The following is a 13,600-nucleotide window of genomic DNA, read 5'->3' as shown; positions in this document are numbered from 1 at the left end:
ACACTTCGGGCGCCGCGCCGCGAACGCGCGCGCAGCGCCCCGCCTCTCATTGCAAAGGATCGAATTCCATGTGCGGCATCGTCGGCGCAGTAGCGCAACGTAACATCGTCCCCGTTCTCATCGAAGGACTGCGGCGGCTCGAATATCGCGGCTACGACTCGTGCGGCGTCGCCATCGTGACGGCCGAAGGCCCGCAGCGCGTGCGCAGCGTCGCGCGCGTGGCCGAGCTCGACGAACAGGTGCGCGAGGCGCACTTCGAAGGCGTCACCGGCATCGCGCACACGCGCTGGGCCACGCACGGCGCGCCGACCGTCAACAACGCGCATCCGATCTTCTCGCGCAACGCGCTGGCGATCGTGCACAACGGCATCATCGAGAACTACGAAGCGCTGCGCGAGATGCTCAAGGCCAAGGGCTACGAGTTCGTCTCGCAGACCGATACCGAAGTCATCGCGCACCTGATTCACAGCCTCTATCAAGGCGATCTGTTCGCCGCCGTGCGCGAAGCCGTGCAGCAGCTCGCGGGCGCGTATGCGATCGGCGTCGTGCACAAGGATCAGCCGCATACGGTCGTGGGCGCGCGCGCGGGTTCGCCGCTCGTGGTCGGCTACGGCAACAAGGGCGAAAACTTCATCGCTTCCGATGCGCTCGCGATCGCGGGCAGCGCCGAGCGCGTGAGCTACCTCGAAGAAGGCGACGTCTGCGAAATCACGCTCGAAGGCGTGCGTATCGCCGACCGTCAGGGCAACATCGTCACGCGCGAAACGCGCGACGTGCAGGCTTACGGCGGCTATGGCGGCGAGGTCGAACTCGGGCCGTATCGCCATTACATGCAGAAGGAAATCTTCGAGCAGCCGCGCGCGATTTCCGACACGATCCCGGCCGCCGACACCTTCGACGCCGACCTGTTCGGCGAGAACGCCGCCGAGGTGTTCAAGGGCATCGACAGCATCCTGATTCTCGCGTGCGGCACGAGCTACTACGCGGGCCTCACGGCGAAGTACTGGCTCGAATCGGTCGCGAAGATCCGCACCGATGTCGAAATCGCCAGCGAGTACCGCTACCGCGAGTCGGTGCCGAATCCGCGCGCGCTGGTCGTCACCATTTCGCAGTCGGGCGAAACCGCCGACACGCTCGCGGCGCTCAAGCACGCGCAATCGCTCGGCATGGAGCACACGCTGGCCGTCTGCAACGTGGCGACGAGCGCGATGGTGCGCCTCACCGAACTCAAGTTCCTCACGCACGCGGGCCGCGAGATCGGCGTGGCGTCGACCAAGGCGTTCACCACGCAGCTGGTCGGCCTGTTCATCCTCGCGGTCACGCTCGGCAAGCTGCGCGGCCACGTGAGCGCGGAGCAGGAAGCCGCGTATCTGAAGCTGCTGCGCCATCTGCCTGCCGCGCTCAATGGCGTGCTCGCGCTGGAGCCGCAGATCATCGCGTGGTCGGAGGAGTTCGCGCGCAAGGAAAACGCGCTGTTCCTCGGCCGTGGGCTGCATTACCCGATCGCGCTCGAAGGCGCGCTCAAGCTCAAGGAAATCTCGTACATCCACGCGGAAGCGTATCCGGCGGGCGAACTCAAGCACGGCCCGCTCGCGCTCGTGACGGAAGCGATGCCGGTGGTCACGGTCGCGCCGAACGACGCGCTGCTGGAAAAGCTCAAGTCGAACATGCAGGAAGTGCGCGCGCGCGGCGGCCAGCTTTACGTGTTCGCCGACGCCGACACGCACATCACGAGCGAAGAGGGCATCCACGTGATCCGCATGCCGGAGCACTACGGTCTGCTTTCGCCGATCCTGCACGTGGTGCCGCTGCAATTGCTCGCGTATCACACGGCCTGCGCGCGCGGCACCGACGTGGACAAGCCGCGCAATCTCGCGAAGTCGGTGACGGTGGAGTAACGCGGGAGCGGCTGCGGCCGCGCTCTGCTGTCTGAGAAGCGCCGGATGAAAATCCGGCGCTTTTTTATTGGTTTTTCGCTTCGTGCAGCGCGAAAAGGCCTCGTTGATGCAATCGGCATAGATCGTTTGCAGCGGGCCCGGTTTGGTGCAGACTGGCGCCAAATCGCTTTCCTCTGACAGATAGGGAAGCGTGCGATGACGAGGACAAAGCGGAATGATTCGACTGGGATGGCTGGCGGCGCTGCTGATCTGCGTGGCGGCGCATGCGGGCGTCAACGATGGCGCCAATGGAGCGGGCAGTGCCGTCGACAACGGTGCGGCATCCGGCGACGCCGCAAGCGTCGTCGCGAACAGCGAGGCAAACGCTGACGCCTGCACGCAAGCCGACACGGCGCCGCTCGCCGCTACGGTCCTCAGCGCCGATTCGCTCCCGCACCCCAAGGGACGCGTCACCGACCTCACTGGCGCGCTCTCAAGCGTTTGCAAAGCCGATCTGACGCGCCGCCTCGCCGCGCTCGAACAGCAGACCGGCGACCAGCTCGCCGTGCTTCTCGTGCCCAGCACCGGCGACGTGAGCATCGAACAGTACGCGACGCAGATCTTCGAGCAATGGAAGCTCGGCCAGAAGAAGACCGACAATGGCATCCTGCTCGTGGCCGCGCTGCACGATCACCATGTGCGCATCGAGGTGGGCTACGGGCTCGAAGGCACGATCCCCGACGTGATCGCGGGGCGCATCATTCGCGAACGCATCGTGCCGGCGTTCCGCGAGAACAACATCGAAGCGGGCATCAGCGCGGCCGTCGATTCGCTGACGCAACGCTTGACGGACCCCGAACAGACAGGCGCGTCCACGCCCGATGCGACGGCGGATGAAAGCGCGGCGAGTCCGGACGCCAATACCGCCAATACCGCCGATTCCGCCTCCGCCGCATCGATGCGCACGCCGCCCATGCTCGCTCCGCCTACCCGCTATGACGGGCCGCTTCTCTGGCTCGGACTGGCTTTCGTGAATCTGCTGCTGGGCGTGATCGGCAGTCGCATCGACACCAACCGGCGAGCGCGGGCGAAGGCCGAAGCCGATGCAACGGCAGCCGAGCGCGCGGGCAACGATCAATCCGATAAAAACGCAACTAACAACATAGCTAACGAGACAGGCAACGGCAGGCCACCACGCCGACGGCGACGCGAGTTCGACCTCGGCTTCCCAGTCTGGCCGCTCGTCACCGGACTGGTCGCCACGATACTGCTGCTGATCGTCTGGCTGCCGCCCGGCCCCGACGATCTCGTCACGGTGCTGCTCGGCGGCGCATTCGTCGGCTTCCTGCCGTGTGCGCTCGGTATGGCACTGTACAGCTGGGCAGGCGTGCGCAAATGGACGGCGATCGGTGGGGGCATCTACGCGCTGGTGACGGGCTTCGTGTGCGCCACCGGTGTCGGTTTTGCCGACGCGCTCGGCATCGCGGCGTTCGTCGTGCTGGCGGGGTTCGTCGTGATCGGCTGGATCGTCGCGAAGATCATGGGCATCGATCTGTCGTCGAACTCGTCGTCGTCATCGTCGGGCTCGTGGTTCAGCAGAAGCTCCCGCTCCTCGGACGACGATTCCGGCTGGGGCGGTGGCGGCGGTTCGAGCGGCGGCGGCGGCGCATCGGGCAACTGGTGAAACGCGCGCTCCCACGCACACGCACAAGCGAATTTTTCTCAACTCGCCCGCAACGGGCTCTCGACAGGAATCGAACTCATGAAGTGGCTGCGCATTCTGCTGGCTTGTCTGATCCTCGCACCGCTCGCGGGCTGCGGCTATAACGCGATCCAGTCGTCGGACGAAGACGTCAACGCGGCCTGGTCGGAAGTATTGAACCAGTATCAGCGCCGCGCCGATCTGGTGCCGAACCTCGCCGCCGCCGTGAAGGGCTACGCCGCACACGAACAGGCTGTGCTGACGCAGGTCGCGCAGGCGCGCGCGAGCGTCGGCAGCGTGCAAATGACGCCGGAGATGGCGAAGGACCCGAATGCGCTCGCGGCGTTCGATGCGCGTCAGGGCGACCTGACCAATGCGCTGAGCCGCTTGATGGTCGTGTCGGAGAACTATCCGCAACTCAAGGCGGACAAGCTGTTCCAGGATCTGCAGGTGCAGCTGGAAGGCACGGAGAACCGCATTACCGTGGCGCGCGGACGCTATATCCACGCGGTGCAGCAGTACAACGTGCAGATTCGCCAGTTTCCCGGCGTGATCGTGGCGCGCACGCTCGGCTATCAACCGCGGCCGAACTTCGGCGTGGCGAACGAGGCCGCGATTTCCAGCGCGCCGAAACTCGATTTCTCGTCGCCCGGCGCGCTCCGGGCGGCGTCACAAAGCGCCGCGCAATAAGCCGCGGCGTAGCCATCGCCTGTCAATCGCGCATTACTCGTCGTCGTCGCGGTGGTGCTTGTCCCAGCCGCGATGACGGCCGTGATCGTGCCAGCGGCGATCGTCGTCGCGATCCCAACCGTCGTCGCGATAACCATAGCCATACGCGGGCGCCGCGTACGCAACGGGCGCTTCCTGGTAGACCACCGGCGGCGGAGGCGGCGGCGCGACGTAGACCGGCGCGACCGGCACGCCCAGCATCACGTTGAAATCGGTATGCGCCGCCGCCGCGCCCGATGCGGCGGCGAGGCTCAACCCCAATGCGGTCAGAATCAGTGCGCGTTTCATGGTGTATTTGTCCATCGTCTAGTAGGAATCGGACGCGCAATGCGTCCGTGATGGCGCGATACTAGAAAGTGAAATCATTCAAGGGTGAAACGCGGCGGTCTCTGCTGTAACTGTCTGTAAAGCGTGCGCCATAATGGCGGCCATCGAGTCAAGGAGGCGTACGTGCCCGAATTGCAATCATCCCTGCCGCGCCTGTTCGTGTTTTCCGGCGCGGGACTGTCGGCGGAAAGCGGCATCTCCACCTTCCGCACCGGCGACGGCATCTGGACGCGCCACAGCATCGACGAAGTCTGCAACTACCTCACGTGGCGGCGCAATCGCGCGGCGGTGTTCCGCTTCTACAACCAGCGCATCGCCGAATGCGCGGACGCGCGTCCCAACGAGGCGCACACGCTGCTCGCGCAGTGGCAGCAGACGTGGGGCACCGAGCGCGTCCATCTCGTCACGCAGAACATCGACGGGCTGCTCGAGCAGGCGGGCGCGCGCCACGTCACGCATCTGCACGGCGACATGATCTCGCTGCTCTGCACCGACTGCGACTATCGCTTCCCGGCGCGCGGCGCGAGCCTCGACGCGGGCGCGGCGTGCCCGTCGTGCGGCGAAGTCGAAGGCGTGAAGCCCGGCGTGGTGTTCTTCAACGAAGCCGCGCCCGAGTACGAAACGCTGTGGCTCATCCAGCAGTCGATGAACGACGACGATCTGTTCATCGCCATCGGCACCGCGTTCGAGGTGATTCCGCCCGAGCGTCTGCTGCCGCCTGCGCGCTACGGTCAGCACGCACGCAATTTTCTCGTCGATCCTTCGCCGCGGCGCACGGAGTTTTTCGGCGTCGTCGAAAGCGAGCCTGCGACCGTGGGCCTGCGCAATCTCCACGACACCATCGCGCGCATGATGAACGGCGGCTGACGCACGCACGTTGCGTCGCGTGTCATACGCCATCGGGCGTGCGGGCTTTCTGGCCGCACGCCTTTTTTATTGCGGAATCGGATCATGAACATTTCGAAGCAGATCGTCGGCTATCTGAAGTCGCGCGGACTCGTGCTCGCGAGTCTCGAAACCTGCACGGCCGGCCATATCGCGACGATGCTCGCCGATCAGCCCGACGCCGAGACGTGTCTCGACGTCACGCTCGTCGCGCACACGCGTGCCGCGCTGGTGCGGTTGCCGGGCATCGCAGCGGTCTCGGCAAGCCAGGCAGAAGCGCAACCGGGCGATACGGCGCAGAACGCGGCGCTCGCGCGTGCGTTGGCCGAAGCGCTGCTCGGTGCGCGGGCGGGCGGTGTGGAGGGCGTTGCGAGCGTCGCGTTCGCGAGCGTGGGCTGGCTCAGCGCGGATCAGGACGGGCGCGCGGCGGCGGCGCACGGTTTGGCGTGGGCGTGCAGGCATCGCGACGGTGTGTCGAGCGCGAGCGAGACGGTGTTGTTCGCGGGACGCGGTGCGGAGGTCAAGCGCTCGATTGCGCGACGCGCGTTGCTCGGGCTCCCGCGTTTTGTCGATTCGTTGAACCTTGCGCGTTGAAGCGGCAAGCGTGCGTCGCGCGATTCGCAGCCTGGCGGCGCTTTATCCTCTTAGGGATATCAATAAATATATGTATACGTAGTAACAGTTAACAAGCCCTGGCATTTCCTGTGGATAACGCGGTATTTCTTTTTGCGTTCAATCCGATGCAAGACGGACAGCTATGCGGACAATCGATGGATGCCTGCCGAACCGTGCGGATAACTTTTTCAGCCTGGATCGCTCAAGCGAAGTTATCAAGAATCGATCCACAGACGATTCGCCAGGTCGTCCCCAGTTTGTCCAGAGCCTGGCGTGGATAACTCTGCGCCAGCGTGAACGCGTTGTGGATAGCTTGTGAAACCCCGCGTGAATCGCGTGGATAAAAAAAGCGCTGCCCGCAGGCAGCGCCATGTGTTCGAGCGCGTGCGTTCAGTGCCAGAAAATCGCCAGCGCGATGCCGCCAAAGAGCGCCCACTTCACCACGTAATACACGGTGCGATTCCATGCCTTGAGACGCTTGCCCGCAAGCCGCACCGAATACACGTAGCGGAATGCGCGATTGAGTCCGCCGGTGCGATCGCCGGTTTCATTCGGCGAAGCGGCGGCGCGCATCAGAACGCCGCCCACGGTGCTCATCAACGATTGCGCCCAGCGATACTTCATCGGCCGCTCGATATCGCAGAACAGAATGATGCGGTCGTGCTGCGTCGTGTTGTGCGCGTGATGCAGATAGGTCTCGTCGAACACCACGTCCTGGCCGTCGCGCCAGGAATAAGGCATGCCGTCGACGACGATCGCGCAACGGTCGTCGTTCGGCGTGATCAGACCGAGGTGATAACGCAGCGACCCGGCAAACGGATCGCGATGCGGATTGAGCGAGCCATTGGCGGGCAGCATCGCGAACATCGCGGCCTTCACGGACGGAATCCGCTGCAGGATCTCGATCGTGCGCGGACATAATTGCGCCGCCGACGGATGCGGCCGGTCATACCACTTCAGATAAAAGCGTTTCCAGCCGGTGCGGAAAAACGAATTAAAGCCAATGTCGTTGTATTTGTCCGAAGCGGAAATGCGGCTTGCTTCCTGAAGCGCGAGCGCTTCGGCGCGAAACGTCCGCCATTCCGATTTGAGCAACGCAAGTTCGGGAAAATGCGTCGGCTCGATATAAGGCGTATTCGGCACTTTCGAGAAAAAGTACGCGAAACCATTGAGCGGCGCCATGAACGTGGAATGGTCGCCGAGCTGGCGAAAGAAACTGCCGTGGCGCGCCTTGCCGCGCCAGTGCGTATAGATGGCGCACAGCAGAAACAGAAAGAGAACAGCCCAACGCATTGCAATCAACCCGTAGTTAAAATTACGCTTAAATAATTTTACGAGTTGTTACTAAAATACGCTGGCAAGCGGGCAAGGCGCTTGAAAGCGTGACGCTAACGCGGCGTAATGCGTGCCGCGTATTCAGGCCGATTCTGCGTGGCGCGTTTCCCGTGTATGAGCGGGAATATCGATGGGATTATCGACTGGCCTATTCGCGTCTTTTATTGCCGAAGCCGATAAAGTGTTTTTACGCGCAGCAGGTAATAACTGGCAGGCGAGCAGACCGGCGAGCATCAGCGCGCAGCCCATGAGCGCGCGCGTGCTGAGCGTTTCTCCGAGCGCGGCCCAGCCGGCGAGCGCGGCGAACACGCCTTCCATGCTGAAGATCACGGCTGCGTGCGCGGGCGTGGCGTCGCGTTGCGCGACCACCTGGATGGTGTAGCCCACGCCCACGGACAGCGCGCCGCCATACAGAATCGCGGGCGCGGCGCGCAGGAGATCGGCGAGGCGCAGCGGTTCGACGGCGAGACCGATCGCGAGGCACACGAGCCCGCACGCCACGAACTGGGCAATCGAGAGCGCGAGCGGATCGTGACGCGGCGCGTAATGGCTCACGAGCATCACCTGAATGCTGATCACGAGCGCGCAGCCGAGCTGATACCAGTCGCCATACATGATCGAGAAATGCTCGTTGATGCTGAGCAGATAGAGCCCGACGGCGGCGAGCGCCGCACCGATCCACGTGCCCGGACCGGTGTGATGGCGCAGCAGGACGCCGAGCATCGGCACGATCACGACGTAAAGCGAGCTGATGAAACCCGCGTTGGCGATCTTCGTGTAGCGCAGGCCGATCTGCTGCAGGGAGATCGCCACGGCGAGCACGAGGCCGAGGATCGCGCCGTCGCGCAGCAAGGCGGCGTCGAAGAGCGGGCGTCGAGCGATGAAAGCCGCGGCGCTGGCATCGTCGCGCTGATCGTTGTGATCGCTGCCGGAACGCCGCCCGCGCCGCAGCGCGAACACAAACACCGAGACGACCAGCGCACCGAGCAAAAAGCGGATGCCGGTGAAAAGAAACGGACCGATGGCGTCGAGGCTCAGTCGCTGGGCGACGAAGGCGGAGCCCCAGATCATGGCGGCGGCCAGCATCAGCAGATTGGCGCGCAGGTGTTGGCGGGAGGCGGAGTTCAAGCGGAAATCTCGGTTCGGGCGATGCGAGGCACGGCGAGGCATGCCCAGGCGACAGCACGCGCGCAGGCAGGCGCGGCCAGGAAAACCCGGGAAAGCACAATGAAACGGACGTGCGAAATCCCGATCGTATCCGAATTGAAAGCGAGTTGTCTCCCCGAAAATACACCGCCCCGTTTGCGGATGACAAACCGCCTACGCTGCGTAATACTGCTTCGCGCGAAACGCCCGCCCAGATCGGCCAGCGGAGCGAATCGCCTTCATGCCGTACCCATTTACAACGTGCCGGTCATATTTGTCAGGTTTGGGGAACATCAGATGAAAAAGATTCTCGCCTCGCTTATCGCAGCATCCGTCGCACTGATTTCGGTTCAGGCAATCGCCCAGGAAGCTTCGGCGCCCGCCGCGGCCGCTCCGGCAGCCAGCGCACCGGCCAAGGCCAAGAAGCAGCACAAGAAGCTCAAGCACCACGGCAAGCGCGCCAAGGTCGAGGAAGCGGCTTCGGCTGCCGGCACGAGCGACAAGGGCACGCAGAACTAAGCGGCTGCGCGGCTCGTCCGCGTGACGCAGTCCTTGCTGCAAAGAAAAAAGCCAGAGCAATGCTCTGGCTTTTTTGTCCCTTTTTTGCGCCTGGCGGTGCTTACTTCGCGAGCGCGGCTTCGAGCAGTTCGGTCAGCAGACCGGTCATGCCTTCGGGATGCGTCTCGGCGCGCGTTTTGAGCTTCGCGACGAGATCGGCGTTCAGCTTGCAGGCGAACGGCACGAGGCCCGCAGCCTGATCGAGCTTGCGCTGCTCGCGACGGTCGAGCGGGGCGTCGGACGAGCCCTTGCCGAAGCGGTCGGGGCTGGCCTTGTGGGTGCTTTGCATCAATTTCAGCGCCTTGTTTTTCTCAAGGTCGAACTTCTTCATGGCCATGTGTGCGGCTCCGGAGTTGGGCGGTGGCGCGCATTGTACGCAAACCCGGGCGCGCGTCCATCGCGGCGAGCGGGCGGGGCGCCAACTCAGCCAGGCGAGGCGATGTCGCCGTCGGCATTGGTGAGCGGCGCTTGCGTGGCGGCGGCGTCCGTGGGCGAGGGCGGTGGCGCGGGCGGTTTCGCGGGCGGTTTCGCGGGCGGCCGGCCCGTCACATCGTCGATCAGCGTGCGCATGCGGCGCCAGTGCGAACCTTCCCAGAATACGCGCTCGCAGACGTCGCAGGTCACGAAACGCGTGTGGCGCTCGAACACGCCCGGCGGCACGCGCGCGCTCACTTCGTCGCGCGCGATGCGCCGCAGCGGCGCGTTGCACATCAGGCACAGGCGAAACGGCCGCGCGCTCGCGGCCAGATCGAGGCGCTCGACGATCTCGTCGAGTTGCGCACGCGGCTTGAGCGCGCGCACGTAGCAGCCGTGCGTGATGCCGCGCCGCTTGAGCAGTTCGCGGTCGCGCGTGAGGACGATGCGATGCTCGGCGCCGGCCAGTTGTTCGATGGCGTTGTCGGCGAAATGGTTGTCGTAGAGCGTGTCGAAGCCCGCGAGCCGCAGCAGTTGCGCGAGGCCGCCCAGATGCGCATCGGCGATGAAGCGCGGCTCGCGCAGCGGTTCCGCGCGCACCCGCAGCAGCGGCCGGATGTCGAGCGCCTCGAATTTCGGATAGACGGCCACGCGGTCGCCGTCCGCGAGCGGATGCTCGAAACCCACCGATTCGCCGTTCACGAGGATCAGTTCGACTTCCGTATGCGGCACGCCTAGCGCTTCGATCATGTGCTTGGCCGTGGCGTCGCGCGCGCACGCGCAGCGGAAGTCGCGCCGGCGCAGCGGTTTCGCGAGGAAGTCGTTCAGCTCCTCGTAAAAGCGGAAGGTGGCGGTGACGGCGGTGGTCATGCCGGCCAGTATGGCACTGCTCCCGGCGCGCTGCAGATGCCGTCGCGCTGTGCTCTACTGCCGGTTCCCACTACAAGGAGCATGAGATGGACATCGGCTTTATCGGCCTCGGCGAAATGGGCGGCGCAATGGTCGCCAACCTGCTGAAGGCGGGACACACGGTGCGGGTCTGGAACCGCACGGCGGCGAAGGCCGACGCGCTGGCCGCGGCGGGCGCGCGCGTGGTCGCCACGCCGGCCGAGGCTTTCGCGGGCGACGCCGTGCTCTCGATGCTCGCCGACGACGCGGCCACGCGCGACGTGATCAATGCCGCGCTGCTCGCCGGCGCCGCGCGCGGCCTCGTGCACGTGAACATGGCGACGATTTCGGTCGCGCTCGCCGAAACGCTCGCGCGCGAGCATGCCGAGCGCGGCCTGCACTACGTGGCGGCGCCGGTGCTCGGGCGGCCCGACGCGGCGGCGGCGGCGAAGCTGACGATCATCGCGGCGGGCGCGGCCGAGGCCATCGACCGCGCGCAGCCGCTGTTCGACGCCATCGGCCAGAAAACCTGGCGCATCGGCGCGCTGGCGCCGCAGGCCAACGTGATGAAACTGGCGGCGAACTTCATGCTGGCCGCGGCCGTGGAAACACTCGGCGAGGCGGCGGCGCTGCTGGGCGGACACGGCGTCGCGATGCGCGATTTTCTCGACGTCGTCACGAGCGGGCCGTTTCCGGGACCGGTCTACGCGGGCTACGGCGGCATGATTGCCGAGGGCCGCTACGAGCCCGCGCTCTTCAAGGCGCGCCTCGGGCTCAAGGATGTGCGCCTCGCGCTCGCGGCCGCCGACGCGGTATCGACGCCGCTGCCGGTTGCGAGCGTGGTGCGCGACAGTCTGCTCGAAGCGATCGCGCACGGCGACGGCGAGCGCGATTTCGCCGTGCTCGGCAAGGTGTCGGCGCGGCGCGCGGGGCGGGGCGACTGAGCGCCACGCAGCACCATTCGGGGCGCAAGCACGGGAGCCGACGACGCGCCGCGCAGGTCAAAATCATCAGACGACCGCGCGCTGACGCACAAAGCCCATCCGGGCGCATATGCAGAATGTGGGACAGAACGCGGCGGCATCCGGTGCATTCCGTGCACTTGCGATTGCGCGCCGCGCTCACCACACCATCGGGGCGAGGTCGATGCAAACGAGCGGTCCGGGAGAAGGCGAGAGAAATGGCGCGGGAGAGGGTGGATGGAAGCGCGCATTCTGATCGCCGATAACGACGAAAAGTCGCTGGCAGGACTCGGCACCTTGCTGGCCGACCTCCAGTACGCGACGGCGCTGGCCCGCACGCTGGACGACGCGGTCGAGGCGGCGTCGCGTTTCGCGCCCGACGTGGCGATCGTCGCGCTGTCGCTGGCCGATGGCGACGATTTCGCCGTGCTGGTGCAGCGGCTGCGCGAGGCGTGCGTCACTCGCGTCGCGCCCGCCATGCCTGGCGCGCCCGGCGCACAAGCGGCGCCAGCGCGCTTGCCGCTGCTGATCGCGCTGAGCGGCTGGGGCGAGTCTCAGCATCGCGACGAGGCGCTCGCGGCCGGTTTCGATGTCCACCTCGTGCGTCCGGTCGGGCTCGATCAGCTCACTTTCATCCTCTCGATGATCGGCGGATAAGCCGGCGTTGGCGCACGCACTCATCCATCGATTTGCCCCGATATCCAGATCATCTGCGGGTAATTCAGGACGCGTATTCTGTTGCTAAATTGCAACGTTCAGGGTCCACACTACTTTACATGTTGCGTCGCACCAAGTAGTTCGATATACTTCGCTTTGTCTCCTCCATGTCTCCTCTGATATGGATTCAGCCCGCCAAACATGGCGGGCTTTTTTTCGCCTGTGCACTTTGCACACGGCCTTGCGCACGACTCGCGGACTCAAGCGTCGACCAAGCGCGGACGTAAAAAAACCGGCTCCGAGAAGCCGGTTTTTTGTTGGCGACGCGAAAACCGCGCTGCCGGGGCCTTATGCGTTCAGGCCGCTGTCTTCGGCCGCGCCGATCGCGAGGTTCATACACTGGATCGCCGCGCCCGAGGCGCCCTTGCCCAGATTGTCGAGGCGCGCGACCGTGACGAACTGCTCGTCGTTGCCGAACACGAACAGGTCGACGCGATTGCTGTCGTTGTTCGCCTGCACGTCGAACATGCCGCTGTCGAGATTCTCATCGGCGTTGAACGGCATCACGCGCACGAAGCGCTCGCCCGCGTAGTACTCGCTGTACAGCGCGAGCACGTCTTGCGGCGCGGCGCGGCGCGTGAGCTGCTTCGGCGAAAAATAGGTCGTGACCGCGAGGCCCTTGTAGAACGGGCCGACGATCGGCGTGAACACGGGCGGCTGCTCGAGGCCGCCGTGGAACGCCATTTCCGGCAGATGCTTGTGCGTGAGGCCGAGCGCGTACGGGCGCGGGCTCATCAGCTTCGGATTGCCGCCTGCTTCGTACTCCGCAATCATCTTCTTGCCGCCGCCGCTGTAGCCGGTCAGCGAGTAGCTGTGCGCCGCGAAACCGGGCGCGACCAGACCGGCCTCGACGAGCGGGCGCATCGCCAGCACGAATGCCGAAGCGTGGCAGCCGGGGACCGCGATGCGCTTCGACGCGCGCACTTTCTCGCGCTGCGCGCGGGTCAGTTCAGGCAGGCCGTAAGCCCAGTCGGCGTGGGTGCGGAAGGCCGTGCTCGCGTCGATCAGCACCGTGCGGTCGTTCTCGACCAGCGAAGCCGATTCGCGCGAGGCCACGTCCGGCAGGCACAGGAAGGTCACATCCGATGCGTTGATGAGACGACGGCGTTCCTCGACGTCCTTCCGCTTGGCCTCGTCGATCCGCAGGATCTCGACGTCGGCGCGCTGCGACAGGTATTCGAAAATCTTCAGGCCGGTCGTGCCTTCCTGTCCGTCGACAAAAACTTTCGTGCTCATCTCGCTCTCTCTGAAACGCGGGGATTGCGGGCGCCGCCTGCCGCGCAGCGCGAGTCGCTGCGCGCTCACCGATGGGGCGCGGGAACGGTATTTTAAGACCGTATGCCGCCGCACGTGTGACGCCGGGCCGAAAAAAATCAGGCTTTACCCGAGGATCTGGCTTAGCGAGTAGGGCAATTCGCGGTCAGGGGGCGCGAACGTCTGTCAGA

Annotated in this window: 14 protein-coding genes; 8 read left to right on the top strand and 6 right to left on the bottom strand. The window is 65.2% G+C overall.

What is annotated here, in order from left to right:
• Nucleotides 1-68: 68 nt before the first annotated feature.
• From glmS to BMY06_RS09010, 3 genes are all read left to right on the top strand, one after another.
• Nucleotides 69-1,898 carry a glutamine--fructose-6-phosphate transaminase (isomerizing) gene (glmS, locus tag BMY06_RS09020; RefSeq protein ID WP_074982754.1) on the top strand — a complete coding sequence of 610 codons (1,830 nt, stop codon included), beginning with the start codon at nucleotides 69-71 and terminating at the stop codon, nucleotides 1,896-1,898.
• Nucleotides 1,899-2,112: 214 nt separating this feature from the next.
• On the top strand, nucleotides 2,113-3,561 hold the full coding sequence (locus BMY06_RS39890; protein ID WP_074982752.1) for a TPM domain-containing protein: 1,449 nt from the start codon (nucleotides 2,113-2,115) through the stop codon (nucleotides 3,559-3,561).
• A 78-nt stretch (nucleotides 3,562-3,639) separates the two neighbouring features.
• Entirely contained in the window at nucleotides 3,640-4,269 is a 630-nt protein-coding gene (locus BMY06_RS09010; protein WP_065061116.1) for a LemA family protein, read from the top strand.
• 33 nt (nucleotides 4,270-4,302) lie between these two features.
• Here the strand turns inward: BMY06_RS09010 and BMY06_RS09005 are convergent, their stop codons facing one another.
• Nucleotides 4,303-4,596, bottom strand: coding sequence for a hypothetical protein (locus tag BMY06_RS09005; RefSeq protein WP_074982988.1), 294 nt, complete (start codon nucleotides 4,594-4,596; stop codon nucleotides 4,303-4,305).
• Between the two features lie 162 nt (nucleotides 4,597-4,758).
• Here BMY06_RS09005 and BMY06_RS09000 point away from each other — a divergent pair, with 162 nt between their 5' ends.
• Nucleotides 4,759-5,502, top strand: coding sequence for an SIR2 family NAD-dependent protein deacylase (locus BMY06_RS09000; RefSeq protein ID WP_124263373.1), 744 nt, complete (start codon nucleotides 4,759-4,761; stop codon nucleotides 5,500-5,502).
• 84 nt (nucleotides 5,503-5,586) lie between these two features.
• Nucleotides 5,587-6,114, top strand: coding sequence for a CinA family protein (locus BMY06_RS08995; RefSeq protein WP_074982751.1), 528 nt, complete (start codon nucleotides 5,587-5,589; stop codon nucleotides 6,112-6,114).
• A 411-nt stretch (nucleotides 6,115-6,525) separates the two neighbouring features.
• Here BMY06_RS08995 and BMY06_RS08990 read toward each other — a convergent pair whose 3' ends face one another.
• Nucleotides 6,526-7,428 carry an aspartyl/asparaginyl beta-hydroxylase domain-containing protein gene (locus BMY06_RS08990; protein ID WP_074982749.1) on the bottom strand — a complete coding sequence of 301 codons (903 nt, stop codon included), beginning with the start codon at nucleotides 7,426-7,428 and terminating at the stop codon, nucleotides 6,526-6,528.
• 123 nt (nucleotides 7,429-7,551) lie between these two features.
• The gene (locus BMY06_RS08985) at nucleotides 7,552-8,598 is read right to left on the bottom strand and encodes a DMT family transporter (protein WP_124263372.1); all 1,047 of its coding nucleotides are present in this window, start codon (nucleotides 8,596-8,598) and stop codon (nucleotides 7,552-7,554) included.
• Nucleotides 8,599-8,913: 315 nt separating this feature from the next.
• On the opposite strand from BMY06_RS08985, the gene BMY06_RS08980 reads away from it, so the two are divergent.
• Nucleotides 8,914-9,135 carry a hypothetical protein gene (locus BMY06_RS08980; RefSeq protein ID WP_065061113.1) on the top strand — a complete coding sequence of 74 codons (222 nt, stop codon included), beginning with the start codon at nucleotides 8,914-8,916 and terminating at the stop codon, nucleotides 9,133-9,135.
• A gap of 100 nt (nucleotides 9,136-9,235) precedes the next feature.
• Here the strand turns inward: BMY06_RS08980 and BMY06_RS08975 are convergent, their stop codons facing one another.
• Together BMY06_RS08975 and BMY06_RS08970 are read right to left on the bottom strand one after the other, a co-directional pair.
• Nucleotides 9,236-9,511 (bottom strand): hypothetical protein, encoded by a 276-nt coding sequence (locus BMY06_RS08975; RefSeq protein ID WP_065061112.1) that lies wholly within the window; start codon nucleotides 9,509-9,511, stop codon nucleotides 9,236-9,238.
• A gap of 86 nt (nucleotides 9,512-9,597) precedes the next feature.
• Nucleotides 9,598-10,458, bottom strand: a complete 861-nt coding sequence (locus tag BMY06_RS08970) for a Mut7-C RNAse domain-containing protein (RefSeq protein ID WP_080180617.1) — start codon at nucleotides 10,456-10,458, stop codon at nucleotides 9,598-9,600.
• A gap of 86 nt (nucleotides 10,459-10,544) precedes the next feature.
• Here BMY06_RS08970 and BMY06_RS08965 point away from each other — a divergent pair, with 86 nt between their 5' ends.
• Both BMY06_RS08965 and BMY06_RS08960 read left to right on the top strand, forming a co-directional pair.
• Entirely contained in the window at nucleotides 10,545-11,420 is an 876-nt protein-coding gene (locus BMY06_RS08965) for an NAD(P)-dependent oxidoreductase (RefSeq protein ID WP_074982748.1), read from the top strand.
• 255 nt (nucleotides 11,421-11,675) lie between these two features.
• Nucleotides 11,676-12,095: a response regulator gene (locus tag BMY06_RS08960; protein ID WP_074982746.1), complete on the top strand. Its 420-nt coding sequence runs from the start codon at nucleotides 11,676-11,678 to the stop codon at nucleotides 12,093-12,095.
• A gap of 348 nt (nucleotides 12,096-12,443) precedes the next feature.
• On the opposite strand, the gene argC is transcribed toward BMY06_RS08960, so the two are convergent.
• Nucleotides 12,444-13,391, bottom strand: coding sequence for an N-acetyl-gamma-glutamyl-phosphate reductase (gene argC, locus BMY06_RS08955; protein WP_065061108.1), 948 nt, complete (start codon nucleotides 13,389-13,391; stop codon nucleotides 12,444-12,446).
• Nucleotides 13,392-13,600: the final 209 nt, after the last annotated feature.

The sequence above is a fragment of the Paraburkholderia tropica genome (assembly GCF_900109265.1).
GTDB classification, from domain to species: domain Bacteria; phylum Pseudomonadota; class Gammaproteobacteria; order Burkholderiales; family Burkholderiaceae; genus Paraburkholderia; species Paraburkholderia tropica.
The sequence above is the reverse complement of the archived record's forward strand: the minus strand, read 5'-3'. Positions and strand labels throughout refer to the sequence as shown.

Bases quoted from the DNA above. Each gene is read 5' to 3' on its own strand.
- glmS (WP_074982754.1), top strand. From the start codon at position 69: ATGTGCGGCATCGTCGGCGCAGTAGCGCAACGTAACATCGTCCCCGTT.
- BMY06_RS39890 (WP_074982752.1), top strand. From the start codon at position 2,113: ATGATTCGACTGGGATGGCTGGCGGCGCTGCTGATCTGCGTGGCGGCG.
- BMY06_RS09010 (WP_065061116.1), top strand. From the start codon at position 3,640: ATGAAGTGGCTGCGCATTCTGCTGGCTTGTCTGATCCTCGCACCGCTC.
- BMY06_RS09005 (WP_074982988.1), bottom strand. From the start codon at position 4,596: ATGAAACGCGCACTGATTCTGACCGCATTGGGGTTGAGCCTCGCCGCC.
- BMY06_RS08995 (WP_074982751.1), top strand. From the start codon at position 5,587: ATGAACATTTCGAAGCAGATCGTCGGCTATCTGAAGTCGCGCGGACTC.
- BMY06_RS08990 (WP_074982749.1), bottom strand. From the start codon at position 7,428: ATGCGTTGGGCTGTTCTCTTTCTGTTTCTGCTGTGCGCCATCTATACG.
- BMY06_RS08980 (WP_065061113.1), top strand. From the start codon at position 8,914: ATGAAAAAGATTCTCGCCTCGCTTATCGCAGCATCCGTCGCACTGATT.
- BMY06_RS08975 (WP_065061112.1), bottom strand. From the start codon at position 9,511: ATGGCCATGAAGAAGTTCGACCTTGAGAAAAACAAGGCGCTGAAATTG.
- BMY06_RS08970 (WP_080180617.1), bottom strand. From the start codon at position 10,458: ATGACCACCGCCGTCACCGCCACCTTCCGCTTTTACGAGGAGCTGAAC.
- BMY06_RS08965 (WP_074982748.1), top strand. From the start codon at position 10,545: ATGGACATCGGCTTTATCGGCCTCGGCGAAATGGGCGGCGCAATGGTC.
- BMY06_RS08960 (WP_074982746.1), top strand. From the start codon at position 11,676: ATGGAAGCGCGCATTCTGATCGCCGATAACGACGAAAAGTCGCTGGCA.
- argC (WP_065061108.1), bottom strand. From the start codon at position 13,391: ATGAGCACGAAAGTTTTTGTCGACGGACAGGAAGGCACGACCGGCCTG.